Origin of the sequence: Natrarchaeobius chitinivorans (genome assembly GCF_003841505.1) — an archaeon.
GTDB classification, from domain to species: Archaea; Halobacteriota; Halobacteria; order Halobacteriales; family Natrialbaceae; genus Natrarchaeobius; species Natrarchaeobius chitinivorans.
The window spans coordinates 1-21,276 of sequence record NZ_REGA01000021.1; the positions used below are offsets into that span (position 1 = coordinate 1).

The following is a 21,276-nucleotide window of genomic DNA, read 5'->3' on the forward strand; positions in this document are numbered from 1 at the left end:
CCCAGTGCCTCAACCAGCGCATCCCTGACGCGGCGACACTCCGAACGGAGGTCGCCGCGTGGGAAACTGACCGTAACGAGGCTACCGTCTCGATCGACTGGCAGTTCACTGCCGATGATGCCCGAACGAAGTTACTCCGGCTCTATCCAACTATCACGGAGAAAAAGCAGGACTAGGCTGTCCACACTTGCGAGCGCACTAGTGGCGTCCCAAGCCTGCACTGATGAGCGAAATTACGCGGTGTGGTCCGATTTCGCTCATCAGTCGACGCTTGGGAGGGTATTAGAATACTGACTCACTGCCGAGATGTCGGAAAACCACCACGTACCCGACACTTTTTTGCGTTGCTCCACCGACAGCTACGGTAATACGAATGGGCACACAGTCGTACGAGAACGTCTATTCTCGAGAGAAAGCGCTTTCGAAGCTTCGCGGCCAGATACGCACCTCCGAAGAGATCGTCGCTCTCGCGGCTCCCGTCGAACTGGTGCCCGAGATCGAAGACGTCCTCGCCGACGCCATCGACCGTGGTGTGCTGGTATTGCTGTTGCTCGCCAGCAACAACCTCTCCTACGAGGACGTCGCCGAGCGGGAGTTTCCCGCCACAATCGTCCGATACTGGGAACAACACGGAGCGAACGTCACCTCGAGCATGGTCGACTATCACAGCGGTCTCGTCACCGTCTCACAGCTCCACGACCCCGATGCCGACGTCGGTCGGACGCTTACCTACGACGACGAGTTCTTCGGAAACATGCAACTGACGAGCCTCGTGGTGAACTTCTGGCGTCGCGGTGACGAGATCTACGCGGCCGATCCGCGACCGTTGCCCCACACCTACGACAGTTTCTTCTACGCCGTCGTCGACGCCGCAAAGCGTCTTCGCGATCGACACGACCTCTACGCGACGGTCGAGGTTGCGGGCGAAAATCGAGCGTACGGCGACGTCGTCGACGGCCCGGTGATCAACGTCAGACAGAACATCGTCTTTCCGATGACGAACTCGTTTCCCTCGGAGAACAACATCTTCGTCGAGTCGGACCACGGCGTCGTCTCGGTCGGCGGACCCAGCGGGACCGTCGAGGATATCGGTGCATCGGCAGTGAAACTCTACGAGGGCGAGGCGACTACCTCCGGGTGAGGCGTCGGCAGGGACTCCGAAATTCGCCCGACTGTTCACTCGAGTGCGACCAGTCCGCGTGGCGTCTTCTCGACGAACACCTCCGGCCGGTCGATCGGGACTCGCGACCACGCGTCGCCGAAGTCGGTCGAGCGAAAGACGCCCTCGTTCGTGACCGCGTAAATCTCCCCGTCGGAGCCGGTCGTGTCGAATACGGCGCGGACGACTCCTTCGCCGGTCGGGAGTCCACGATCCTCGAGTCGGTGCCAGTCTTCGTCCCCGCGTCGCCGGTACACGTACGACTCGGCGGACTCCGGCGTGTGCGCCGTCGAGGCCCCGCTCGCACTGGAGACGATCACCGTCTCAGGATCGCCGGGATCGGGAACCACGCTCCAGCAGTAGCGATGCTCGAGTCCGTCCTGTGGGTGGTCCCAGCGCTCGCCCCCGTCGGTCGACACCGCGAAGCCGTCACCGGCAGCGGCGTAGACGAGTCCGTCGCGGTCGGGGTGGGTTGCGAGACTGTGGTTGTCACGGCGCGCCCCCGCCGGCCGTTCGATCCAGCTTTCACCACCGTCCGTGCTGAGGAGGAACGCACCCGCTTCGATACCGACGTAGAGTCGGTCGGGATCGAACGGATCCACCGACAGCCAGCGGACGTGATGTGTGTGGGGTCGTGGTGGAAAGTACCACTCCGGTTCGGAGGGGAGGTCGGCGATTCCCTCGAGGTGCGTCCACGAATCGCCGCCGTCTGCGGATCGATAGACGCGACTGGGTTCGGTACCCACATACACCGTCTCCGGATCGTGGGGGGTGATCGTTGCTGCCGTCACGGCATCGCTTTCGAACGGCGTCTCGAGGCGATCGAACGTCGTTCCGCCGTCGGTAGTTCGGAAGAGACCGCTCTCGAACGTCCCGGCGAACGCTCGGTTCGGCGACGTCGGAGCGACCGCGACGCACTCGAGCCGTCGTCCCTTGAGGCGGGTTTCGGTCGTCCACTGGCCTCCGTCGGGATCCCCGTTACACGTTAGCAGACGGTCAGGTAAGGCGACGTACAGCGTTGCCATACGGCGTGTACGCTCGCCGGACGGAAAGCGTTCGTGATGATATCCAGTCATGTGTCATACGACAGCCAATTGATTTATAGGATGCGTATTCGGATAGTGATCTGTTATACCGATGCCAATTTCCCGCTGGTCCCGATCTGACTCTCTCCACGGCCGATCGATTTCGTCGCTCGGCGTCGGATTGCTCGTCGCTTGCGGACTCTACTGGCAGCTTGGGAGCAGTCCGCCTCCGGTCTTGCTGTTCGAACTGGCGGTTCCGACGACGGTCGGACTCGGCTTTCTCTGGTACGGCGCGTGGATCCGTTCCGATCGGATCGATTGCGAGCGACCGACGATCGTCTCCGGATGCTCGGTCGCTGGCGGCGTTTTGACCGCTGGGCTTTTCCTCTGGAGTTTCGCTCTGGGCGCTCAGAGCGCATCGACCGTTCCCGAAAGCGCCGGTCTCCCGTTGTTACACGGGGCAGCCGTCGGAACGGCGTTCGGGGGCGTCGTCGGTCATCTCGCGGTGTATCGGTCCCGACACCGGCGCGAAACCGACCGCCTATCCCACGCAGTCGACGCCGCGATGGACGCCATCGCCGTCGTCGCCGACGACCGACTCGTCTTCGCCAACGACGCGTACGCATCCCTGTACGGTCTCTCCGATCCGGGAACTCTCGAGGGGCGACTGTGGGGTGAACAGTACACGAACGAGTCGCTGGTCACCATCGAACGGGACGCGATTCCCGCGGTCGTCAGGAACGGACGCTGGGAGGGGACGTTGACGGGCCGCCGAGTCGACGGCACGACGTTTCAACAGCACGTGACGATCAGCGCACACGACCGCGAGGGTAGCTACGTCGTCGTCGCTCGCGACGTGACTGATCAGCTCGATCGAGAACAGCGCATACAGGTCCTCAACAGAGTGTTGCGTCACAACCTCCGCAACGCCTTTACCGTCATCCGCGGACACGCGAACCTCCTCGGCGAGCACGACGAGACCCTCGAGCGCCGCCACGTCGACCCGATCCGCGAGGAGATCGACGACCTGCTCGCCACCGCGGACAAGGCCCGGGGTGTCGAACGAAAACTCGAGCGCCACGATCGAACGGAGACGATCGAGGCGACGGACGCGCTCCGGTCGGTCGTCGACAGAGCGAGAGCCGCGTACCCGAGCGTTCGGATCGTCTCTCGGACGGAAACGACGACCGCCGACTCGGGATCGCCGGTGGTCGACGCCGCGGTCGTCGACGCACTCGACGAACTCGTCGACAACGCCGTCGAACATCAACTCGACGGCGACCGGACGGGACGACCCGACAGCGAACCGGTGTCGGAACTCCGTTCGGTCGACGAACCCGGCGACGTCCCGACGGTCGAACTGTCCGTCGAAGTCGCCGAGTACACGTCGACTTCCCGGCTCGAGTTTACGGTCGCCGACGACGGCGACGGGATTCCGGAGTCCGAACGGCGGGCAGTCCTCGAGGGAACCGAGACCCAGCTGGCACACGGATCGGGACTCGGACTGTGGTTCGTCAGCTGGATCACCGGAAACGCTGGCGGCGACGTGCAGTTCGCAGACCGGCCTGGCGGCGGCACTGCGGTGACGCTCTCGTTCCCACAGGAAACCCGCGGGGAAGATCAGTTCCGAACGGCTGTGGCGGAACACGCGGCGTGATCCGGTCGAACCGGACGTATCCGTCTCGGCTCGTACAGGAACCGGCCGGCCGACTCCCCGTCACAGCGCCAGGGGGCAACCGACCCGGTCACGGCGTCAGGAGGGAATCGTCCACGTCACAACGTCAGGAGAGATCCGTCCCCGTCACAACGTCAGGAGAGATCTGTCCCCGTCACTCGACCGCGAACGTCTCCTCGTCCATTCGGAGCCCGCCGAACCAACACTCGAGCGCGAAGAGCCCGCCGTACACCGCGACGAAGAGCGTGACGGCGGCGGTTAACAGCCCGAAGCCGCTCGGTCCCGATAGCAACGTCGCGAAGCCGACGGTGCTCGAGCCGACCGCGAGCAGTGCGAGGCCGACGGCGGCAACGCGAGGCCAGCCGACCGTCCTCACGCCGAGCGGGAGCCGCTCGCGGACGCCGGCGGCGAACAGCGTGAGGCCGACGATGACGAGCCAGCCGATCTGCCACGCCGCTCCGGGGGCGGAAAGCCCACCCCAGAAGACGACGATACCGCCGGCGAGAAGTATCGTGACGAACCCGGCGGCGGCAAAGCCGCGACGGACGGTATCCTTGCGTTCGCTCATGCGGTGAGACGTGGCAAGGAACGGTTTAATGGGTTCCGGTCGCGCGGGACCGACGGAGACGTCAAGTGCGACGAATACCGGTCGCCAGTCGGGACGAGAATCAGTCGTCGTCCATCGGCGCTGATACCGGTTCGACGCGCTCGCCGCGTGGCCCCTCGAGGTCGACGTCGGGCAGCAGGTCCCGGAGGTAGCGTCCGGTGTAGGAGTCCTCGAGGCGGGCGATCTCCTCCGGGGTGCCGGTGGCGACGACCTCGCCGCCGTTCTCGCCGCCTTCGGGTCCGAGGTCGATGACGTGGTCGGCGTTTTTCACGAGGTCGAGTTCGTGTTCGATGACGACGACGGTGTTGCCGTTGTCGGTCAGCCGGTGGAGGACGTCGATGAGCTTGCGCTCGTCCTCGGAGTGGAGTCCGGTCGTCGGCTCGTCGAGCAAGTACAGCGTCTCGCCGGAGTCTTTTTTCCCCAGTTCCTCGGCGAGTTTGATCCGCTGGGCCTCTCCGCCCGACAGCGTCGTCGACGGCTGGCCGAGTCGCATGTAATCGAGGCCGACGTCTTTCAACAGCTCGAGACGCCGCCGGATCTGGCTCGAGGATTCGAAGAAGTCGTAGGCCTCCTCGACGCTCATCTGGAGGACGTCGGCGATGGTCTTGCCCTTGTAGGTGACGTCGAGGGTGGCGTCGTTGTAGCGGTCGCCGTCGCACTCTTCACAGGGGACGTAGACGTCCGAGAGGAAGTTCATCTCGATCTTGACGGTGCCCTGCCCACCACACTCCTCACAGCGGCCGCCCTTGACGTTGAACGAGAACCGGCCCTTCTCGTAGCCACGCTGTTTCGAGAGTTTGGTCTGGGCGAACAGTTCGCGGACGTAGTCGAAGACGTTGGTGTACGTCGCCGGATTCGACCGGGGCGTGCGACCGATCGGCGACTGGTCGATCAGCCGGACGGTCTCGATCTCGTCTATCCCTTCGATCGCGTCGTGGTCGCCGGGGATGACGCTCGTGTTGTCGTTCATCTCGCGGGCGAGACCCTTGTACAGCACCTCGTGCATGAGCGTGGACTTGCCGGAGCCGGAGACGCCGGTGATCGCGGTGAAACAGCCGAGCGGAAGGTCCACGTCGACGTCGTCGAGGTTGTGCTGGCTCGCGCCGAGGATCGTCAGCACCCCGTCTGGATCGCGGCGGTCGTCGGGGACGGGAATCTGCTTTCGACCCGAGAGATAGTCGCCCGTGAGCGACTCTTCACAGGCTTTGACCTCCTCGACGGGACCGTTGACGACGACTTCGCCGCCGCGTTTGCCCGGCCCGGGGCCCATGTCGATGACGTTGTCCGCACGGCGCATCGTCTCCTCGTCGTGTTCGACCACCAGGAGGGTGTTACCGAGATCTCTGAGTTCCTCGAGGGTGTCGAGCAAGCGGTCGTTGTCCCGCTGGTGGAGCCCGATCGACGGCTCGTCGAGGACGTACAACACGCCGACGAGCCCGGAGCCGATCTGGGTCGCGAGTCGAATGCGCTGGCTCTCGCCGCCCGAAAGCGTCGAGGCTTCGCGGTCGAGGGTGAGATACTCGAGGCCGACTTCGACCATGAAGCCGAGTCGTGCGCGGATCTCTTTGAGGATCTCCTCGGCGATCACCTTCTCGCGCTCGGTGAGGTCGGCCTCCATCGACTCGAAGTGGGAGAGGGCGTCGCCGATGCTCATTCCGTTGATCGCGGTGATCGACGTCGCGTCGACGAGAACGGCCCGACTTGCGGGCTTGAGACGCGTGCCGTCGCAGGCCGGACACTCCGTCACCGACATGTAGTCCTCGATGTGTTCGCGGGTCGAGTCGGAGTCCGTTTCGAGGTACCGGCGCTCGAGGTTGGGGATGATCCCCTCGAAGCGCTTTCGCTTGCGTCGGGTGCCGTTTTTCGTACTGCGCTTGAAGACGACCTCGTCGTCGGTGCCGTAGAGGAACGCTCGCTGTACGTCCTCGCCCAGGTCGGCAAACGGCGTGGACAGCGAGACGTCGAAGTGCCCTGCGACCGCGTCGAGGCGGGTGCGGTAGTACGACCGGTTGTAACTCCAGGGCTCGAAGACCTCCTTCAGCGGCTTCGATTCGTCCTGGATCACGAGGTCTTCGTCCACCTCTTTCGTCTCGCCAAGTCCCTCGCACTCGGGACAGGCACCGTGTGGCGAGTTGAACGAGAAACTCCGTGTCTCGATCTCCGGGACGTCGATCCCGCAGTGGGTACACGCCAGATCCTTCGAGAACTCGGCGACGAACCGGTCGTCCTCTTCGACCTCGTCGCCGAGCGCACCCGTCCGGCGGGCTTTCTCGCCGAGATCCGCGGCGGCCTCGGCTGGCGGATCGGGGAGGATAACCTTCATGACGCCGTCTGCCTCCTCGAGTGCCGTCTCGACGCTGTCGACGATTCGCGGTCTGTCCTCGGCGGAAACTCGGACCCGATCGACGATTACGTCGACCGTGTGATCGAAGTTCTCGTCGAGATCCGGCTTCTCGAGCGTGAGGTCGTGTTCTTCGCCGTCGACTTCCACGCGGGCGTAGCCCTCCGAGACGAGTTCGTCGAACAGGTCCTCGAACGCGCCTTTCTGGTCCCGGACGACGGGTGCGGCGAGTTTCGCCTTCGTTCCTTCGGGGAGCTCGAAGATCCGCTCGACCATGTTTTGTGCGCTCTGTTCGCCGACCTCCCGCCCGCAGTCGGGACAGTGTGGCGTGCCGACGCGGGCGTAGAGGAGACGGAGATAGTCGTGCAGTTCGGTGACGGTCCCGACCGTTGAGCGAGGGTTGTTCGCGGCGTTTTTCTGGTCGATCGAGATCGCCGGCGAGAGGCCCTCGACAGTTTCGACCTGTGGTTTGTCCATCTGCCCGAGGAAGTTCCGGGCGTACGCCGAGAGGCTCTCGATGTAGCGGCGCTGCCCTTCGGCGTAGACCGTCTCGAACGCGAGCGAGGACTTGCCCGATCCCGAAAGTCCGGTGACCACGGTGAACGATTCGCGGGGGATCGTGACGTCGAGGTCTTTCAGGTTGTGCTCTTCTGCACCTCGAACCTCGATGTGATCCATACTCATGGGCGAGGTGATACTGGTGACTGAACGGTTTCGCGACTCGATACCCGATTCATCGTAATTGCGTCAGTGGCCGAAGGGACTTAACAAGCCTGAAAACGGAATAGGATGTACTGTGCTAGCATATGACCTTCAACGGCGAGTCGAGGGCGCGTCCAAAGTGACTTCGGTCGGGAACGCTAACTGACCGGTATGAGCGACGACGGTCCATCGGTTTCGGTCGGCGAATTCGTCGACTACTGTCGGACGCAGGCCGGCCTCCTCTCCGGGCGGGTAGAGACGATGAGCGACGAAGCCGACGAGTTACTCGACGAGATCGACGAGGAGATGGCCGAGATCCGCACCCGACTCGGCGAACGAAACGTCGGCCCGGCGACGCCGTCGTCGACGGACCGTCCCACCAGCGAGGAGATCGACGTCGACGCGATCGAGGAACTCCAGCGGGACCTCGAGGAAAAGCAGTTACTGGTCGAGGCGAAGCAAGCCCGGATGCAAGCGTTTCAGGAACTCGCCGCCGGCTACACGGAACTCGCCGAGGCGCTCCAGTCGACCGACGACGAGGTCGAGGCGATCGAACGGATCGTCGAGTTCGAACTCGAGGAGGACGCGCCGGCGTACTTCGACGAGCGGGAGACACTCTGTGAGGCGGCGGCCGAACAGTCTGAACGGACCGAAACCACGGATGAAGCCGAACCCGACGAGAACGGCGACCCCGCGGACGAGGACGGAGACTCACCTCGCTGACTGGGACCGGCCCGCGTCTGACGTTCTGTCCGATCCGGCGATGGGCACTACCACACGAGATGGTACACCGACGGCGACGCTACTGATACGGCCTACCGTCACCGACGGCGACGCTGCTGATACGGTCTGCTGTCCGTAGGTGCTCTGCGAACGCGACCTCGACCCGCCCTCCGTCCCACCGGCTGAGGGACGCCCGTCCGAGATTCGCTTCGATCGACTCTCCGAGAGCGATCCCGTGAGCCACGAAAACTCGAGTTCGTTACCGGTCCTCGAGACCTCGAGTGATGACAGGTATCAGTCCGATCGGGGCGTGATGACGGGTGTCAGTCCGGATCGGCGTGATCCCTGCCGGAAGAACAATGAGGGTCGTTTCCCAACTCCAGCAAACACTCGAATGCTGGGGGGACTGTCGTCGGTCGGATCAATGAGGCTCGGGTACGCTCTCGTCTTCGGCGTCGGCGCACTCGTCTGTTTCGTGAGTCTCCGACGGACGGCGGCTATCGAACACGAGGACACGCGCCGCGGCCTCTACTGGCTGTTGCTTGCGAGCGGTGTCTGGGCAGCCACGCACGTCGGCTATCTCGTCGCCTCGAGTCCCCGACTCCAGTACGTGCTGTTTACCGGCGGGCTGATCGCCGGAATCGCCGCCGTCGGACCCTGGCTCTACTTCTGTTCGGCCTACACCGGCCGGTCGCTTCACCGAAACGAGACGATCCGTCGGATCGCGGTCGCCGTCTTCCTCGTGATCGTCGGGGTGAAAGTGACGAACCCGATTCACGAGCAGTACTTCGTCACCGAACTCGTTACGACGCCGTTTCCCACCCTCCAGATCCACCACGAACCGCTTCACTGGGTGGTGATGGGATTCGCCTACGCGCTCTCGTTCGTCGGGTTTTTCATGCTGCTCGAACTGTTCGTCCGCGTTAGCTCCGATACGACGCCGCTTTTCGCCCTCGTCGGCCTCACCGGTCTGCCGGTCGTCTTCGACGTACTCGGCGTCGTCTCGCCGCTGCTCCTCGACATCACGTACTCTCCGCTCGGCGTGGCTGCATTTTCGATCGGGGTCTTTTACGTCTACCTCGAGCGGTTTCAGATCGTCAGAGCCACCAGCGAAACCGATCAACCGGTCGTTATTCTCGACGACCGCGATCAGGTTCGGGATTACAACGGCCGAGCACTGGATCTCTTCCCTTCGCTCTCGGGAAGCATCGGACGACAGTTCGAAACGTTGTTACCCGACGTCGCCGACGTACTCGAGTCCGAAGAGCAGTTGCTCGAGGCCGACGTGAGCGAAGAAATCAGGTTCTATTCCGTCTCGGAGAACCCCTTTTCGGCGGATCGGACGCGGATCGGCCGTGCGGTCGTGTTCACCGACGTCACCCACCGGGAACAGTATCGCCTGCGGTTGGAACAACAGAACGATCAACTCGAACGGTTCGCGAACGTCGTTTCCCACGACCTTCGGAACCCCCTTTCGATCGCGCAGGGGAGAACACAACTCGCCGTCGCCGAGAACGAAACCGACCACCTCGAGGACGTCGTCGAAGCCCTCGATCGAATGGAAGAACTGATCGACGACATTCTCGTCCTGGCTCGAGACGGGGCCTCGATCGACGACGTCCAACGGGTCGATCTCTCGTCGATCGCAGGACAGTCGTGGACGATGATCGCGGCCGAGGATGCCGAACTCGCCGTCGACATCGAGCTCGGGACCGTCCTCGAGGCGGATCCGGACCGACTGCAACAGCTATTCGAGAACCTGTATCGGAACGCGATCGATCACGGCGACTCCGACGTGACGATAACCGTCGGCGAGTTGTCCGACTCCGACGGGTTCTACGTCGAAGACGACGGACCGGGAATTCCAGCCGAGATCCGTGCGGACGTCTTCGAACCCGGGTATACGACTGCCGACGCGGGAACGGGTCTCGGCCTCTCGATCGTACGGGACGTCGCCGCGGGCCACGGTTGGTCCGTCGAGGCAACGGACGGACCCAACGGCGGTGCGCGGTTCGAAGTGACGGTTCCGAGTCTCGAACGCCCTCAGCCGACGTCCTGATCGGTCTCTATCGGCGTATCGAACGCACTCAGCCGAAATTTGAACGCTCTCAGCCCCCGTTGTGTGGGACAGTCGATATCTTGTTAGACTATACCAAGGGTATTTCTTTTACGCTGTCCTCAGTACCGACCAGGACGTCCCGTCCGTCACCACCATGAGCCACACAATCGAAATCACCGACGAGTTCAGAGACCGCCTCGACAGCCACCTGGAGGACGGCGAAACGTACGAGGAATTTCTCGAGGAACTCCTCACGATCTACGAAACCGAGGGGGCGTTCCTCCAGGAAGGGTACTCCGAGTGACGCAGGACTCGCGTATCCGGTCGGCAGTCGAGACGCCGATCCGACTGCAGACGTGAGATTACCTGCTCAGGTATCCGCCGTCGATCGCCATCGCTTCGCCGGTCGCAAACGACGCCTCGTCCGAACAGAGCCACGCGATCGCGTCGGCGATCTCCTGTGGCTCGCCGAGTCGGCCCTGCGGGTGGAGTTCGCGCAACTGGTCGACGGTTTCTTCGTCCTCGTACAGCCCCGCCTCCTCAAGCATCGGCGTCTCGATGTACCCTGGACAGACGGCGTTGACCCGGACGTCTTCCGACGCGTAGTCGAGGGCCGCGACCTTCGTCAGGCCGACGACGCCGTGTTTCGAGGCGGTGTATGCGGGTGCCCCCTCCGTTCCGACCCGCCCCAGAATCGAGGCCGTGTTGACGATCGCGCCGCCCCCGTCCTCGAGCATCGCGTCGATCTCGACTCGCAGGCAGCGCCAGACGCCGGTCAGGTTCACGTCGATTATCCGCTGCCAGTCGTCCTCGGAGACGTCGGCCGTCGGCTCGAGTTTGCTCCCGAGGCCGGCGTTGTTCACGGCGACGTCGAGATCGCCGTACTCCGAAACGGCCGTCTCTACCATCCGCTCGACGTCAGCGTCGTCGGTGACGTCGACCTCGACGAACGTCGCATCGGCGTCCGTTTCGTTCGCGATCGTCGTCGCCGCCTCTTCACCGTTTTCGCGGTCGATATCGGCGACGACGACGTCGGAACCGTCCTCCGCCAGCGTTCGTGCGGTCTTTCGTCCGATTCCCGACCCGCTTCCGGTGACGACCGCCGTCGTCTCGTCGAATCGTGTCATTGGTACACCACCCGAAGACCCACACCGTCGCCGGGGAAAAACGCACACCCAATTCACGGACACTGATAGGTCGTCGCCCGGGGGTGGAACGCGTTCCCGTCGAAAGGATCTCCGACTGATACGGTTACTGTACGTCGTTACCGAAGACCGGCCACCGTCCTGCGGTCGCTCCGGTACACAGTTACAGCAATCCGTATGAAGCGACGCTCGAGAGGCCACCCCGTTTCGTCACACCTAACTGCCCGCTCCGGAAAGAACGGCCATGCTCGAGCGCGTTCGGACCCTCCTGAATCCCGACTCGTCGACCGGTCGATCCGGCGAGCCAGCCGTTGGCCTGTTCGTCGACGGGCCGAACGTGTTTCGCGACGAGTTCGACGTCGACCTGGACGACCTCCGCGACGCCGCACGCGACCTCGGCCGCGTGAGCGTTATCCGACTCTACCTCGACGAACACGCGACGCCGGGACTTATTCAGGCGGCCGAGGCGCGGGGATTCGAGGTCGTCATCACCAGCGGCGACGTCGACGTCAAACTCGCCGTCGACGCGACTGCACTGGCGAGCGAGGGAACCATCGACCGACTCGCGATCGCCTCGCGGGATACGGATTTCAAGCCGGTCCTCGAGTACGCCGGCACGGTCGCCATCGGCACTGTCGCGATCGCACCGGGCGAACTGGGGCGCTCGGACGCCCTCCAGAACGCCGCCGACGAGGCGATCACGCTCGAGTCGTAGGCTCGAGTCGTTTCCGCGCATCGCGTTCGATTTCCTTCGCTGTCGAGATTCTCGTTCAGTTCGGTCGCTCACGGGTCACTTCGTTCCCCGTTCGCTGTTCCGCGGTTCTCGCTCCGAACCGCGTTCGCTCCGAACCGCGTTCGCTCCGAACCGCGTTCGCTCCGAACCGCGCTCTCGTCGTGTGGCCAGGTGTATGTTGACTCGCAGTGGCTACTATAGCCCAGTCTCCCCCTCGTTCTCGCTTCTCCGCCCGAGTACAAGTACACTTGTACTACACCAATTCAGTTGGGAAGGCTTTATGTGGGAGGAGGTGACACCAGATATTACGGCTGAAACACCGCACACCCGATATGTGTGGTCGAGAGGGAGGAGACGACCAGTCACAACTATGGACTGTCCGGACTGTGGAGACGAACGAACGCGCGTCATCGACACCGAACCGAGCGCCGACGGAACGTCCGTGCGGCGGCGGCGCGAGTGTCAACGGTGCTCGTTCAGATTTACGACCTACGAGCGTCCGGCGTGGAACTCCCTCCAGGTGAAAAAACGCGACGGAGCCGTCGAGCCGTTCGACCGCTCGAAGTTGCGTGCGGGTATCGAACGGGCCGTCGAGAAGCGACGGATAGCCGATAGAACCGTGACGAAACTCGTCGACGACGTCGAGAGAACGGTACAGGAACGAGAGACGCGTCTCGTCACCTCGAGCGTAATCGGCGAACTCGTCTCGGAGCGGTTACACGAGATAGACCGGGTCGCGTACGTTCGGTTCGTCTCGGTCTACGAAGCGTTCTCCGATCCCGAGGAGTTCCGCCGAGAACTCGACGCCGTCCTCGACGACGAAGTCGACGATTTCGACCGATCTCAGCCAGCAGACAGTTCTTCGAACACATGAGTCAGCAATCGACCGTTCAGACACCAGACGTCGAATCGATAGTCGACCGAGCACGGGCCGGATACGAGGGGGTTCTCCCCGAGGAAGATCGAGACGACCTCGTCACCGAAATCAGACGCACGCTCTACGACGGCGCGTCAGCAGACGAGGTCTACCAGGCAGTCATCCAGGCGCTCACCGCGCGAATCGAGCGGGAACCGGCGTTCGACCGGATCGCCGCCGCAGCGTTTCGCCAGCGGTACTACCGAGAGATATTCGGCGACGAACTCACAGAGTACGAACTCGACCGGACGTACCGCGAAACGTTCGTCGAAAACGTCGAACGAGGCGTCAACCTCGACCTCCTCGACGAGCGTCTGCTCGAGCGCTTCGACCTCGACGAACTGGCGTCGTTTCTCGAACTCGAGCGCGACGAGGAGTTCGGCTACATGGCGATGGACACGCTGTACCAGCGGTACTTCCTCAAGACCGAAGAGGGCGGCGAGCACCTCGAACTGCCACAGGCGTTCTGGATGCGGGTCGCCATGGGGCTGGCGATCGAGGAAGACGACCCCCAGCGGCGAGCGAAGGAGTTCTACGACGTCCTCTCCCGTCTCGAGTTCACGCCGTCGACGCCGACGCTGTTTCACAGCGGGACGACCCACCCGCAGCTGTCCTCGTGTTACCTGACGACGGTCCAGGACGACCTCGAGCACATCTTCGACTCCTACAAACACCACGCACAGCTTTCGAAGTGGAGCGGCGGACTCGGAAACGACTGGACGAACCTCCGATCCGCGGGGGCGCTCATCGAGAGCACGGGCGTCGAGTCGACGGGCGTCGTCCCGTTTCTTCGCATCAGCAACGACGTCACCGCGGCGATCAACCGCTCTGGCAAACGCCGCGGCGCGGCGTGTGCGTACCTCGCCTGCTGGCACCTCGATTTCCCGGCATTCGTAGACCTGAAGCGGAACACCGGCGACGAGCGCCGTCGCACGCCGGATATGAACACCGCGGCCTGGATTCCGGATCTCTTCATGAAGCGGGTCGAGCGCGGCGAGAAGTGGACGCTGTTCAGTCCCGACGAAGTGCCGGAGCTTCACGATCTGTGTGGATCAGCCTTCGAGGAGCGCTACCGCGAGTACGAACAGCGGGCAGAGAACGGCGAACTCAGACAGTACGAGCGCGTCGACGCCGAGGACCTCTGGCGAACGATGCTCACGCGGTTGTTCGAGACCGGCCACCCGTGGCTGACGTTCAAAGATCCCTGTAACGTTCGGTCGCCACAGGACCACGCCGGAACGGTCCACTCTTCGAATCTCTGTACGGAGATCACGCTCAACACGAGCGAGGACGAACACGCCGTCTGTAACCTCGGCAGCGTAAACTACGCCACCCACGTCGCCGACGGCGAACTCGACCGCGACCATCTGGCGGAGACGATCGAGACGGCGATGCGGATGCTCGACAACGTCGTCGACCTCTGTTTTTACCCGACCGAGGAGGCCGAACGCTCGAATCAGCGCCACCGTCCCGTCGGTCTCGGTACGATGGGCTTTCACGACGCCCTGATGGAACTGGGCGTTCCGATGGATTCCGAACGAGCCGTCGAGGTCGCAAACCGCTGGCAGGAGTTCGTCTCCTATCACGCCATCCTCAACTCGTCGAAACTCGCCGCAAAACGGGGCTCGTACCCCTCCTACGAGGGCTCGAAGTGGGATCGCGGACTGCTCCCACAGGACACCGTCGATCGCCTCGAGGACGAACGCGGTCGCGAGATCCCGACCGAACGCGAGGAGCGCCTGGAGTGGTACGTCGTCCGGGAACACGTCGCTGAACACGGGATGCGCAACTCGAATACGATGGCGATCGCGCCGACGGCGACGGTCTCGACGATCAACGGGACGACGCCGTCGATCGAGCCGATGTACTCGAACCTCTACGTGAAATCGAACATGTCGGGCGATTTCACGGTCGTCAACGACCACCTCGTCGAGGACCTGAAAGAGCGCGGCCGCTGGGACGAGGAGATAGTCGACCGGATCAAGTACCACGACGGCTCGATCCAGGAGATCGACGCCGTCCCGGACGAGTTGAAAGCGCTGTATCGCGGCGCGTTCGAGATCGATCCGCGCCACCAGATCCGCCTGACTGCACACAGACAGACCTGGATCGACCAGTCCATCTCGCACAACGTCTTCTTCCCGTCGACGGACGGCTCGCTGTTGACCGACGTCTACGAACTCGCGTGGGAACTGGGGCTGAAGACGACGTACTACCTCCGAACGCTCGGGGCGTCCCAGATCGAAAAGTCCACGCTCGACATGGACGAGTACGGGAAGAGCCAGCACCGAGGCGACGCTGGGGACGACCTTGAGTCCGACGGCGGCCGTTCGACTGACGACGACCTCTGTCGGGTCGACGATCCGACCTGCGAGGCCTGCCAGTAACGCTGTCGACCGAAAACGAACCACCGAATCGATACCACACGCTTTCCGACGATGCCAATACTCAACGACGACGCAGAACACGACCCGAACAAGATACTGCCGATCGACTACGACTGGGCCCGCGAGTACTACGAGGCGGGGGTGAACAACAACTGGGTCCCCGAGGAGATTCCGATGCAAGACGACGTCTCCCAGTGGAACGGCGACGCCCTCTCCGAGGCCGAACGGCAACTCGTCGAGTGGAACCTCGGGTTCTTCTCGACGGCCGAGTCGCTGACCGCGAACAACGTCGTCCTCGCGGTCTACGACCACGTCACCGCCCCCGAGTGTCGCCAGTACCTGCTCCGGCAGGCCTACGAGGAGGCGATCCACACCGACACGTTCATCTACTGTTGTGACTCCCTCGGCTTCGAGCCGGAGTACATGTACGGCATGTACGACCGCGTCCCATCCATCGCCGAAAAAGACGAGTTCGTCGTCGAGCTGACTCGAGTCATCGACGTCGACGGCTTTACCATCGAGACGGACGAGGATCTCCGAAACTTCCTCCGGGACCTCGTCGGCTTCTACGTCATCATGGAGGGGATATTCTTCTACGCCGGCTTCGCGATGATGCTCGGCCTGAAACGCCAGAACAAGATGGTCGGAATCGGACAGCAGTTCGAGTACATCATGCGCGACGAGTCGCTTCACGTCGGCTTCGGGGTCGACCTCATCGAGCAGATCCGAACGGAACACCCCGGCGTCTGGACCGACGAGTTCGGCGAGGAAGTGACCGCGTTGATCACCGAAGCCGTTTCCCTCGAGAAGATCTACGCCTACGAGGCCTGCCCCGACGAGATACTTGGGATGAGCGCCGAGCAGTTCGCCGAGTACGTCGAGTACGTCGCTGACCGGCGACTCGGCCAGCTCGAGTTACCGACCCAGTACGGAACCGACAACCCGTTCCCGTGGATGTCAGAGCAGGTCGACCTCAACAAGGAGAAGAACTTCTTCGAAACGCAAGTGACCGAGTACCAGAGCGGCGGAAGCCTCGACTGGTAGCGGTTCCGACGTTCATACTATCGGCTGTATCAGTTCCGGATTCCGTCGACCGTCACCGACCCCTGAGGCGATCTAAGGGACTCGAGCGCGATCGCTCGAGTTCGTCGTTGCCCTCGAGGTCGGCTGCCGTTTCCTCCTCGGAATCGTCTTCGCTCCCGAACCTGCCGATCCGGCGGCGAATCCAGGCCCGTGGTCCGCCGATTCGGTTGACGAGATAGGTCGGGAAGTAAAGCGCGACGAGTCCGAGCGCGAAGAAGCCGACGCCGGCGACGGTTCGACCGGTGCGGAGAAACTCGAAACCGACGACGAACATGGGTCCTGCCATCGACAGGCCGGCCCCCGTCTGGAGCATCCAGAGGATACCAGGTCCCTTCATAGTCGTCGTTCGGCCGCAGTCGTCGGCGGTCGTGGGCTGTTCGCGGGCGCTCTCGGCTGTGGCCCGTCCGCGGGCGCTCTCGGCTGTGGCCCGTCCTCAGCGGGCAGTGGCTGTCGACCGTCCACGGTCGGTGTCGGTTGCGGATCGGTCCGTCCGAAACGTGTGGTCACGCCGATCACCCCTCGAAGGGTAACTCCGGTTCGTAGTCGATCGCGTCGACGGCTGCCCCGAGGACGTGTTCGACGTTCTCGCCGGTTTCGACGCTCATCCGATAGTCGGCGTCCATCTCGGAGAGCAGGTCGTCGTTCCAGACCTCCTCGCGGTCGACCTTGTTCGCTATCGTCAGGACCGTCACGGTATCGAACTGGGCGGCGATCGCGTCCCGAAGCTCGAGTTGGGACTCGAGGGGGTAACCACACTCGGCGCTCGGGTCGAGGACGACGAGCATGCAGTCGGCGAGGTGTTCGACGGCGCTGACCGCCTGCGATTCGATCTCGTTTCGCTCCTCGGGTGGGCGGTCGAGCAGGCCGGGCGTGTCGACGATCTGGTACCGGATGTGGTCGTGCTCGAAGTGTCCGACGCCAATCCCCCTCGTCGTGAACGGATACGAGGCCGTCTCGCCGCGAGCACTGGTGACGTCGTTGACGAACGACGACTTGCCGACGTTCGGGTAGCCCGCGACGACGATCGTCGGCTCGTCCGGATCGATATCGGGCAGGTCGCGCAGGTCGTTTCGCGATTCGTTGATGTACAGTAGATCGTCGCCGATCTGTTCGACGATGTCGGCCAGCCGCGCAAAGGCCTGCTTGCGGTGTTTGCGTGCCGTGTCGACATCGGTCTTTCTGAGCTTCGACTGGTACTCCTCGTGGATCTCCCGGGCCTTTCGGCTCGCCCACATCACCTCCGAGAGACTCTGGCGGAGTTCGTCCACGTCGACGATCGCGTCCGCGATCTCGTAGTAAAACGGGTGAACGTCGTCCTCGTAGGCGAAGTCCGGCCAAGCCGTCACCACGTTCTCTAAGTTGTCCGAGATGATGTTCGCCGCGGTCTGGAGCATCGACTGCTGGGCCTCGAGGCCACCTTTGGCCCTCCCCGCCCGCGCTGCCCGCGAGAACGCCTTGTCGATCAACTCTTCCGACGTGGGCGTCGTCGGAAGGTCTTCGAAAATCATACTCGGACGTAGGGGGTGCGTTCGTAAAAGGTCGTTCGTTCCGCGCCGAGCGTTTATCGTCGTTCGCGACGTGTCTCGAGTATGACCGACTGGCGCGCCGTTTTCGTCGGCTTTCTCGTGATAACCGCCCTCGGAATCGTCGGCCTGACGTTTCCCGTCGTCGGCCAGCTCGCGGCCGGGCTCGTCGGGGGGTTCGTCGCGGGCTACCTCGCCGGCGGGGGACTCGCCCGCGGGTTCTGGCACGGGCTGCTCGCCGGCGCGTTCGGCGGGATCGTCGGCGGATTGCTCATCGCGCTCGTCGTTGGCATCGCGGGCTGGGCGGGCGGTCCCGTGGGCGGGGTGATCACCGGAATCGCCGGAATCGGCATCTTCGTCACCGCTGTCCTCGTCTCGTTCGTGATGGCTGTAGAGAGCGCGATCGCCGGCGCGCTCGGCGGTGCGCTCGAGTAACGCGGGAGTTCAAGCGGCGGCGGCGGTAACCGAACTGTCTGCCGTCGGGCCCGGCCGTAGTCGCCCGGTCACTGCCGGCAAGTCGATCACGCGGCTCGAAGAAAACTGTAAACAGTTATCCGACTGCGGGCGTAAGCCCCCCACAAGATGGCCAAGGACGTCAAACCCACCCGCAAGAATTTGATGGAGATCGAGGATCGCATCGAACTCTCCGAGCGCGGGCACGGGACCTTAGAGAAGAAACGGGACGGGCTGATCATGGAGTTCATGGACATTCTGGACAAGGCACAAGACGTCCGGGGCGAACTCTCAGAGGATTACGAGGCCGCCCAGAAGAAGATCAACATGGCTCGAGCGATGGAAGGCGACGTCGCAGTTCGCGGGGCCGCCGCGGCGCTGCAGGAACACCCCGAAATCACCACCGAGTCGAAAAACATCATGGGCGTCGTCGTCCCCCAGATCGAGTCCTCTCGCGTCTCCAAGAGCTTAGACGAGCGTGGCTACGGAATTATGGGAACCTCGGCCCGCATCGACGAGGCCGCCGAAGCCTACGAGGACCTCTTAGAGAGCATCATCCTCGCCGCGGAAGTGGAGACGGCGATGAAGAAGATGCTCAGAGAGATCGAGACCACCAAACGCCGCGTCAACGCCCTCGAGTTCAAACTCCTGCCCGAACTCTACGAGAATCAGGAGTACATCGAGCAGAAACTCGAAGAACAGGAACGCGAGGAGACGTTCCGCCTGAAGAAGATCAAGGAGAAAAAGGAAGCCGAGGAGAAAGAAGCGAAGCGAGAAGCGGAGGCCGAGCAGAGAGAAGCCGAAGCGGACCAGGACGAACTCGAGGACGTCCAGCCGGACACCTCCGCCCAGTCACCCGCAGCGAACCAGTAAGCAACGAACCCGTTCTCCCGACGCCGTCGACCCCCGATCCAGATGGTCTGTTCAACGTGTGACACTCCCGTGATCTCGTTTTCGGTCCCCGGGGAGTACCGCGAATACGTCTCCGACTCGGTGGCGACTACCACGGCCGAATCGGGGGCTTTCGCCGCGTTCTGTCCCCGTTGTCTCACGCTCGAATCCGCCGAGGGGCATTCGGACGTGGCTGACTCACCACCGGACGAGAAACCGGACTTCAGCCGGGTTAGTGACGCCTTTCCAACCAATCCCGACCGGGCGATCCCGCTTGCGATCGCGCTGGATCTGTGTTCGTCGTTGGCGACCAACCGATCCGCCATCGAATCGCTCCTGGGTGCGGTCGAACGGGCGGGTACTGATCCGCTTCTCGTGATCGACCGCCTCGAGGCCGACCCTTCGGTCGATCCGCAAATCGACCTCGAGCGACGATCCCACCAGCTCGAGCAACTGCTTTACTGATACGGTTTGCTGTACGTCATTGCTGGCGTACCCGCGACCCGGCGGCGGGTGCGCCGGTACATCGGTACAGTAATCCGGAAGGCACTAGCCCGTCTGTGAGTCGCGGCCGAAGCGGGGAAATCTCGGGGGAAGGTCTCTGATTTCGGGGTCGAAGTCAGCGGGGTGCCGGTCACAGGTTCGTGTCCCCGGCGTGAGCGCTCAAAAGAAGGGATCGGCTTCACACTGCTTTTCCCGACGAAATCACACGGTCTGGAGGTGCTCCTCGCGGAGTTCTTCGTTCGAAAGCTCCTTGTGGTGGACCTCTTTCATGTGGTTTTGTGCCAGTTCGATCGCCTCGTCCTCGTTTTCCGATTGGATGATAAATCGACAATCGGATTCCGCCGCCTCGCAGTCGAGTTTGTGTGCGTGTGTCATCTCTCTCACATCCGTTGGTCCGTCCGGTAGACCGGCGGCATCCAGGGCACTATTCGTGGTATTGAATGCCATGGTAACTACTCTGGGCAAGTATATAACCGTTGTTCGAAAACTGATTCACGTCAGTTCTGGAGACCGCGACCCGGAGTGATTTCATCGGTACGTCGTAGCACCTGACCGAACGAGTGGGACTCGAGGACTCGGGTCGGGTTCCGGCCGTCGGAGAGCGCAACGCTACGCCATTGATCCGTCAGCAGAAAGTACTTATTATTCATACAGAAATAGTGTGGTATTAATCGACGTCGATTGCTCGGAACTGCCGCAGTGACGGGCGTGTTCGCGGGCTGTCTCGAGGGTGGTGGAACCGCCAGTGACTCGAGTCAGGACCGGACGGGTGACGACTCGGAGACAGGTGATGGGGACACCGACCCAGATCGGAACGAAACCGGTGGTGAGCCAGACGACGGGACAGGCGGCGAAACGGGAACCGAACCGACGGTCGTAGAACGGTTCGACTGCGGATCGGCCCACCGACCGTCGTGTGACGTCGACGCTGGCGAGTACGTCTTCGAGACCGGCGACACCGCGTACGAGACCGTTGGTACCGCAGCGTACCCGGATCCCCCAGACGAAGTCACCGAATCGACCGCCACCACGTTCGCGAAAGACCACGAGCGCGCGTATCAGCAAAACGCGGCCGTCTGTCCCGAAAACGAGTCAATCACGGACTACAACGCTACCGTTCCGACGATCGAGACGTTCGACTGGTACGACGAGAAAGTCGTCGTGCGCCTCGAGTTGATGATCAGTGACAGACGAAGGAGCCCAGGTGCCAGCGACGTCGATATCGTAGACACCCCGAGCGCCGCCGTCTACGCGATCGACGAAACGGGTGCTGCCCGCGTCGAAACGAAGCGGTATCAGGAACCGGAGGATCCGATCGAGTCCGGTGAACTCGTCGTCTGTTTCTGACCT

20 protein-coding genes are annotated in these 21,276 nt (G+C 62.9%); 13 read left to right on the top strand and 7 right to left on the bottom strand.

Annotation, left to right across the window (positions count from 1 at the left end; genetic code table 11):
* Positions 1 to 373 precede the first annotated feature (373 nt).
* Positions 374 to 1,141: a TrmB family transcriptional regulator sugar-binding domain-containing protein gene (locus EA473_RS18575; protein ID WP_124197143.1), complete on the top strand. Its 768-nt coding sequence runs from the start codon at positions 374 to 376 to the stop codon at positions 1,139 to 1,141.
* Positions 1,142 to 1,176: 35 nt separating this feature from the next.
* On the opposite strand, the gene EA473_RS18580 is transcribed toward EA473_RS18575, so the two are convergent.
* Complete coding sequence (locus EA473_RS18580; protein WP_124197144.1) at positions 1,177 to 2,184, bottom strand: WD40/YVTN/BNR-like repeat-containing protein; 1,008 nt, start codon at positions 2,182 to 2,184, stop codon at positions 1,177 to 1,179.
* 112 nt (positions 2,185 to 2,296) lie between these two features.
* Between EA473_RS18580 and EA473_RS18585 the strand changes: the two genes are divergently transcribed.
* Positions 2,297 to 3,841, top strand: a complete 1,545-nt coding sequence (locus EA473_RS18585; protein ID WP_124197145.1) for a sensor histidine kinase — start codon at positions 2,297 to 2,299, stop codon at positions 3,839 to 3,841.
* Between the two features lie 172 nt (positions 3,842 to 4,013).
* On the opposite strand, the gene EA473_RS18590 is transcribed toward EA473_RS18585, so the two are convergent.
* Positions 4,014 to 4,427 (bottom strand): hypothetical protein, encoded by a 414-nt coding sequence (locus EA473_RS18590; RefSeq protein WP_124197146.1) that lies wholly within the window; start codon positions 4,425 to 4,427, stop codon positions 4,014 to 4,016.
* A gap of 100 nt (positions 4,428 to 4,527) precedes the next feature.
* On the bottom strand, positions 4,528 to 7,491 hold the full coding sequence (uvrA, locus tag EA473_RS18595) for an excinuclease ABC subunit UvrA (protein WP_124197147.1): 2,964 nt from the start codon (positions 7,489 to 7,491) through the stop codon (positions 4,528 to 4,530).
* A 189-nt stretch (positions 7,492 to 7,680) separates the two neighbouring features.
* Here uvrA and EA473_RS18600 point away from each other — a divergent pair, with 189 nt between their 5' ends.
* The 3 genes from EA473_RS18600 (at position 7,681) to EA473_RS22435 (ending at position 10,595) form a co-directional block, all read left to right on the top strand.
* On the top strand, positions 7,681 to 8,232 hold the full coding sequence (locus EA473_RS18600) for a hypothetical protein (protein WP_124197148.1): 552 nt from the start codon (positions 7,681 to 7,683) through the stop codon (positions 8,230 to 8,232).
* Between the two features lie 424 nt (positions 8,233 to 8,656).
* On the top strand, positions 8,657 to 10,291 hold the full coding sequence (locus tag EA473_RS18605; RefSeq protein WP_243645313.1) for a sensor histidine kinase: 1,635 nt from the start codon (positions 8,657 to 8,659) through the stop codon (positions 10,289 to 10,291).
* Between the two features lie 154 nt (positions 10,292 to 10,445).
* Positions 10,446 to 10,595: a DUF7557 family protein gene (locus EA473_RS22435; RefSeq protein ID WP_165875329.1), complete on the top strand. Its 150-nt coding sequence runs from the start codon at positions 10,446 to 10,448 to the stop codon at positions 10,593 to 10,595.
* A gap of 58 nt (positions 10,596 to 10,653) precedes the next feature.
* On the opposite strand, the gene EA473_RS18610 is transcribed toward EA473_RS22435, so the two are convergent.
* Positions 10,654 to 11,418 (bottom strand): SDR family NAD(P)-dependent oxidoreductase, encoded by a 765-nt coding sequence (locus tag EA473_RS18610; protein ID WP_124197150.1) that lies wholly within the window; start codon positions 11,416 to 11,418, stop codon positions 10,654 to 10,656.
* 262 nt (positions 11,419 to 11,680) lie between these two features.
* Here EA473_RS18610 and EA473_RS18615 point away from each other — a divergent pair, with 262 nt between their 5' ends.
* The 4 genes from EA473_RS18615 to EA473_RS18630 all read left to right on the top strand — a co-directional run bounded on the left by EA473_RS18615 (position 11,681) and on the right by EA473_RS18630 (position 16,516).
* A complete protein-coding gene (locus EA473_RS18615; RefSeq protein ID WP_124197151.1) occupies positions 11,681 to 12,151 on the top strand; it encodes an NYN domain-containing protein in 471 nt (156 codons plus the stop codon).
* A 388-nt stretch (positions 12,152 to 12,539) separates the two neighbouring features.
* The gene (gene nrdR / locus EA473_RS18620) at positions 12,540 to 13,043 is read left to right on the top strand and encodes a transcriptional regulator NrdR (RefSeq protein ID WP_124197152.1); all 504 of its coding nucleotides are present in this window, start codon (positions 12,540 to 12,542) and stop codon (positions 13,041 to 13,043) included.
* Positions 13,010 to 15,472: a ribonucleoside-diphosphate reductase subunit alpha gene (locus EA473_RS18625; RefSeq protein WP_243645315.1), complete on the top strand. Its 2,463-nt coding sequence runs from the start codon at positions 13,010 to 13,012 to the stop codon at positions 15,470 to 15,472. The genes nrdR and EA473_RS18625 overlap by 34 nt, the downstream gene beginning before the upstream one ends.
* A 51-nt stretch (positions 15,473 to 15,523) precedes the next feature.
* Positions 15,524 to 16,516, top strand: coding sequence for a ribonucleotide-diphosphate reductase subunit beta (locus EA473_RS18630; RefSeq protein ID WP_124197154.1), 993 nt, complete (start codon positions 15,524 to 15,526; stop codon positions 16,514 to 16,516).
* Between the two features lie 52 nt (positions 16,517 to 16,568).
* On the opposite strand, the gene EA473_RS18635 is transcribed toward EA473_RS18630, so the two are convergent.
* Together EA473_RS18635 and EA473_RS18640 are read right to left on the bottom strand one after the other, a co-directional pair.
* Entirely contained in the window at positions 16,569 to 16,892 is a 324-nt protein-coding gene (locus tag EA473_RS18635) for a hypothetical protein (RefSeq protein WP_124197155.1), read from the bottom strand.
* Positions 16,893 to 17,067: 175 nt separating this feature from the next.
* On the bottom strand, positions 17,068 to 18,063 hold the full coding sequence (locus EA473_RS18640) for an NOG1 family protein (protein ID WP_124197156.1): 996 nt from the start codon (positions 18,061 to 18,063) through the stop codon (positions 17,068 to 17,070).
* A gap of 81 nt (positions 18,064 to 18,144) precedes the next feature.
* Between EA473_RS18640 and EA473_RS18645 the strand changes: the two genes are divergently transcribed.
* From EA473_RS18645 to EA473_RS18655, 3 genes are all read left to right on the top strand, one after another.
* Positions 18,145 to 18,513, top strand: a complete 369-nt coding sequence (locus EA473_RS18645) for a DUF5518 domain-containing protein (RefSeq protein WP_124197157.1) — start codon at positions 18,145 to 18,147, stop codon at positions 18,511 to 18,513.
* A gap of 147 nt (positions 18,514 to 18,660) precedes the next feature.
* Positions 18,661 to 19,404, top strand: a complete 744-nt coding sequence (locus EA473_RS18650; RefSeq protein ID WP_124197158.1) for a V-type ATP synthase subunit D — start codon at positions 18,661 to 18,663, stop codon at positions 19,402 to 19,404.
* A gap of 42 nt (positions 19,405 to 19,446) precedes the next feature.
* On the top strand, positions 19,447 to 19,887 hold the full coding sequence (locus EA473_RS18655; protein WP_124197159.1) for a DUF6276 family protein: 441 nt from the start codon (positions 19,447 to 19,449) through the stop codon (positions 19,885 to 19,887).
* A gap of 240 nt (positions 19,888 to 20,127) precedes the next feature.
* Here the strand turns inward: EA473_RS18655 and EA473_RS18660 are convergent, their stop codons facing one another.
* Positions 20,128 to 20,301: a DUF1059 domain-containing protein gene (locus EA473_RS18660; protein WP_124197160.1), complete on the bottom strand. Its 174-nt coding sequence runs from the start codon at positions 20,299 to 20,301 to the stop codon at positions 20,128 to 20,130.
* 306 nt (positions 20,302 to 20,607) lie between these two features.
* Between EA473_RS18660 and EA473_RS18665 the strand changes: the two genes are divergently transcribed.
* Positions 20,608 to 21,273, top strand: a complete 666-nt coding sequence (locus EA473_RS18665; protein WP_124197161.1) for a hypothetical protein — start codon at positions 20,608 to 20,610, stop codon at positions 21,271 to 21,273.
* Positions 21,274 to 21,276 lie beyond the last annotated feature (3 nt).

Excerpts from the sequence above, each read along its gene's own strand:
- EA473_RS18575 (WP_124197143.1), top strand. The coding sequence starts at position 374 with ATGGGCACACAGTCGTACGAGAACGTCTATTCTCGAGAGAAAGCGCTT.
- EA473_RS18580 (WP_124197144.1), bottom strand. The coding sequence starts at position 2,184 with ATGGCAACGCTGTACGTCGCCTTACCTGACCGTCTGCTAACGTGTAAC.
- EA473_RS18585 (WP_124197145.1), top strand. The coding sequence starts at position 2,297 with ATGCCAATTTCCCGCTGGTCCCGATCTGACTCTCTCCACGGCCGATCG.
- EA473_RS18590 (WP_124197146.1), bottom strand. The coding sequence starts at position 4,427 with ATGAGCGAACGCAAGGATACCGTCCGTCGCGGCTTTGCCGCCGCCGGG.
- uvrA (WP_124197147.1), bottom strand. The coding sequence starts at position 7,491 with ATGAGTATGGATCACATCGAGGTTCGAGGTGCAGAAGAGCACAACCTG.
- EA473_RS18600 (WP_124197148.1), top strand. The coding sequence starts at position 7,681 with ATGAGCGACGACGGTCCATCGGTTTCGGTCGGCGAATTCGTCGACTAC.
- EA473_RS18605 (WP_243645313.1), top strand. The coding sequence starts at position 8,657 with ATGAGGCTCGGGTACGCTCTCGTCTTCGGCGTCGGCGCACTCGTCTGT.
- EA473_RS22435 (WP_165875329.1), top strand. The coding sequence starts at position 10,446 with ATGAGCCACACAATCGAAATCACCGACGAGTTCAGAGACCGCCTCGAC.
- EA473_RS18610 (WP_124197150.1), bottom strand. The coding sequence starts at position 11,418 with ATGACACGATTCGACGAGACGACGGCGGTCGTCACCGGAAGCGGGTCG.
- EA473_RS18615 (WP_124197151.1), top strand. The coding sequence starts at position 11,681 with ATGCTCGAGCGCGTTCGGACCCTCCTGAATCCCGACTCGTCGACCGGT.
- nrdR (WP_124197152.1), top strand. The coding sequence starts at position 12,540 with ATGGACTGTCCGGACTGTGGAGACGAACGAACGCGCGTCATCGACACC.
- EA473_RS18630 (WP_124197154.1), top strand. The coding sequence starts at position 15,524 with ATGCCAATACTCAACGACGACGCAGAACACGACCCGAACAAGATACTG.
- EA473_RS18635 (WP_124197155.1), bottom strand. The coding sequence starts at position 16,892 with ATGAAGGGACCTGGTATCCTCTGGATGCTCCAGACGGGGGCCGGCCTG.
- EA473_RS18640 (WP_124197156.1), bottom strand. The coding sequence starts at position 18,063 with ATGATTTTCGAAGACCTTCCGACGACGCCCACGTCGGAAGAGTTGATC.
- EA473_RS18645 (WP_124197157.1), top strand. The coding sequence starts at position 18,145 with ATGACCGACTGGCGCGCCGTTTTCGTCGGCTTTCTCGTGATAACCGCC.
- EA473_RS18650 (WP_124197158.1), top strand. The coding sequence starts at position 18,661 with ATGGCCAAGGACGTCAAACCCACCCGCAAGAATTTGATGGAGATCGAG.
- EA473_RS18655 (WP_124197159.1), top strand. The coding sequence starts at position 19,447 with ATGGTCTGTTCAACGTGTGACACTCCCGTGATCTCGTTTTCGGTCCCC.
- EA473_RS18660 (WP_124197160.1), bottom strand. The coding sequence starts at position 20,301 with ATGACACACGCACACAAACTCGACTGCGAGGCGGCGGAATCCGATTGT.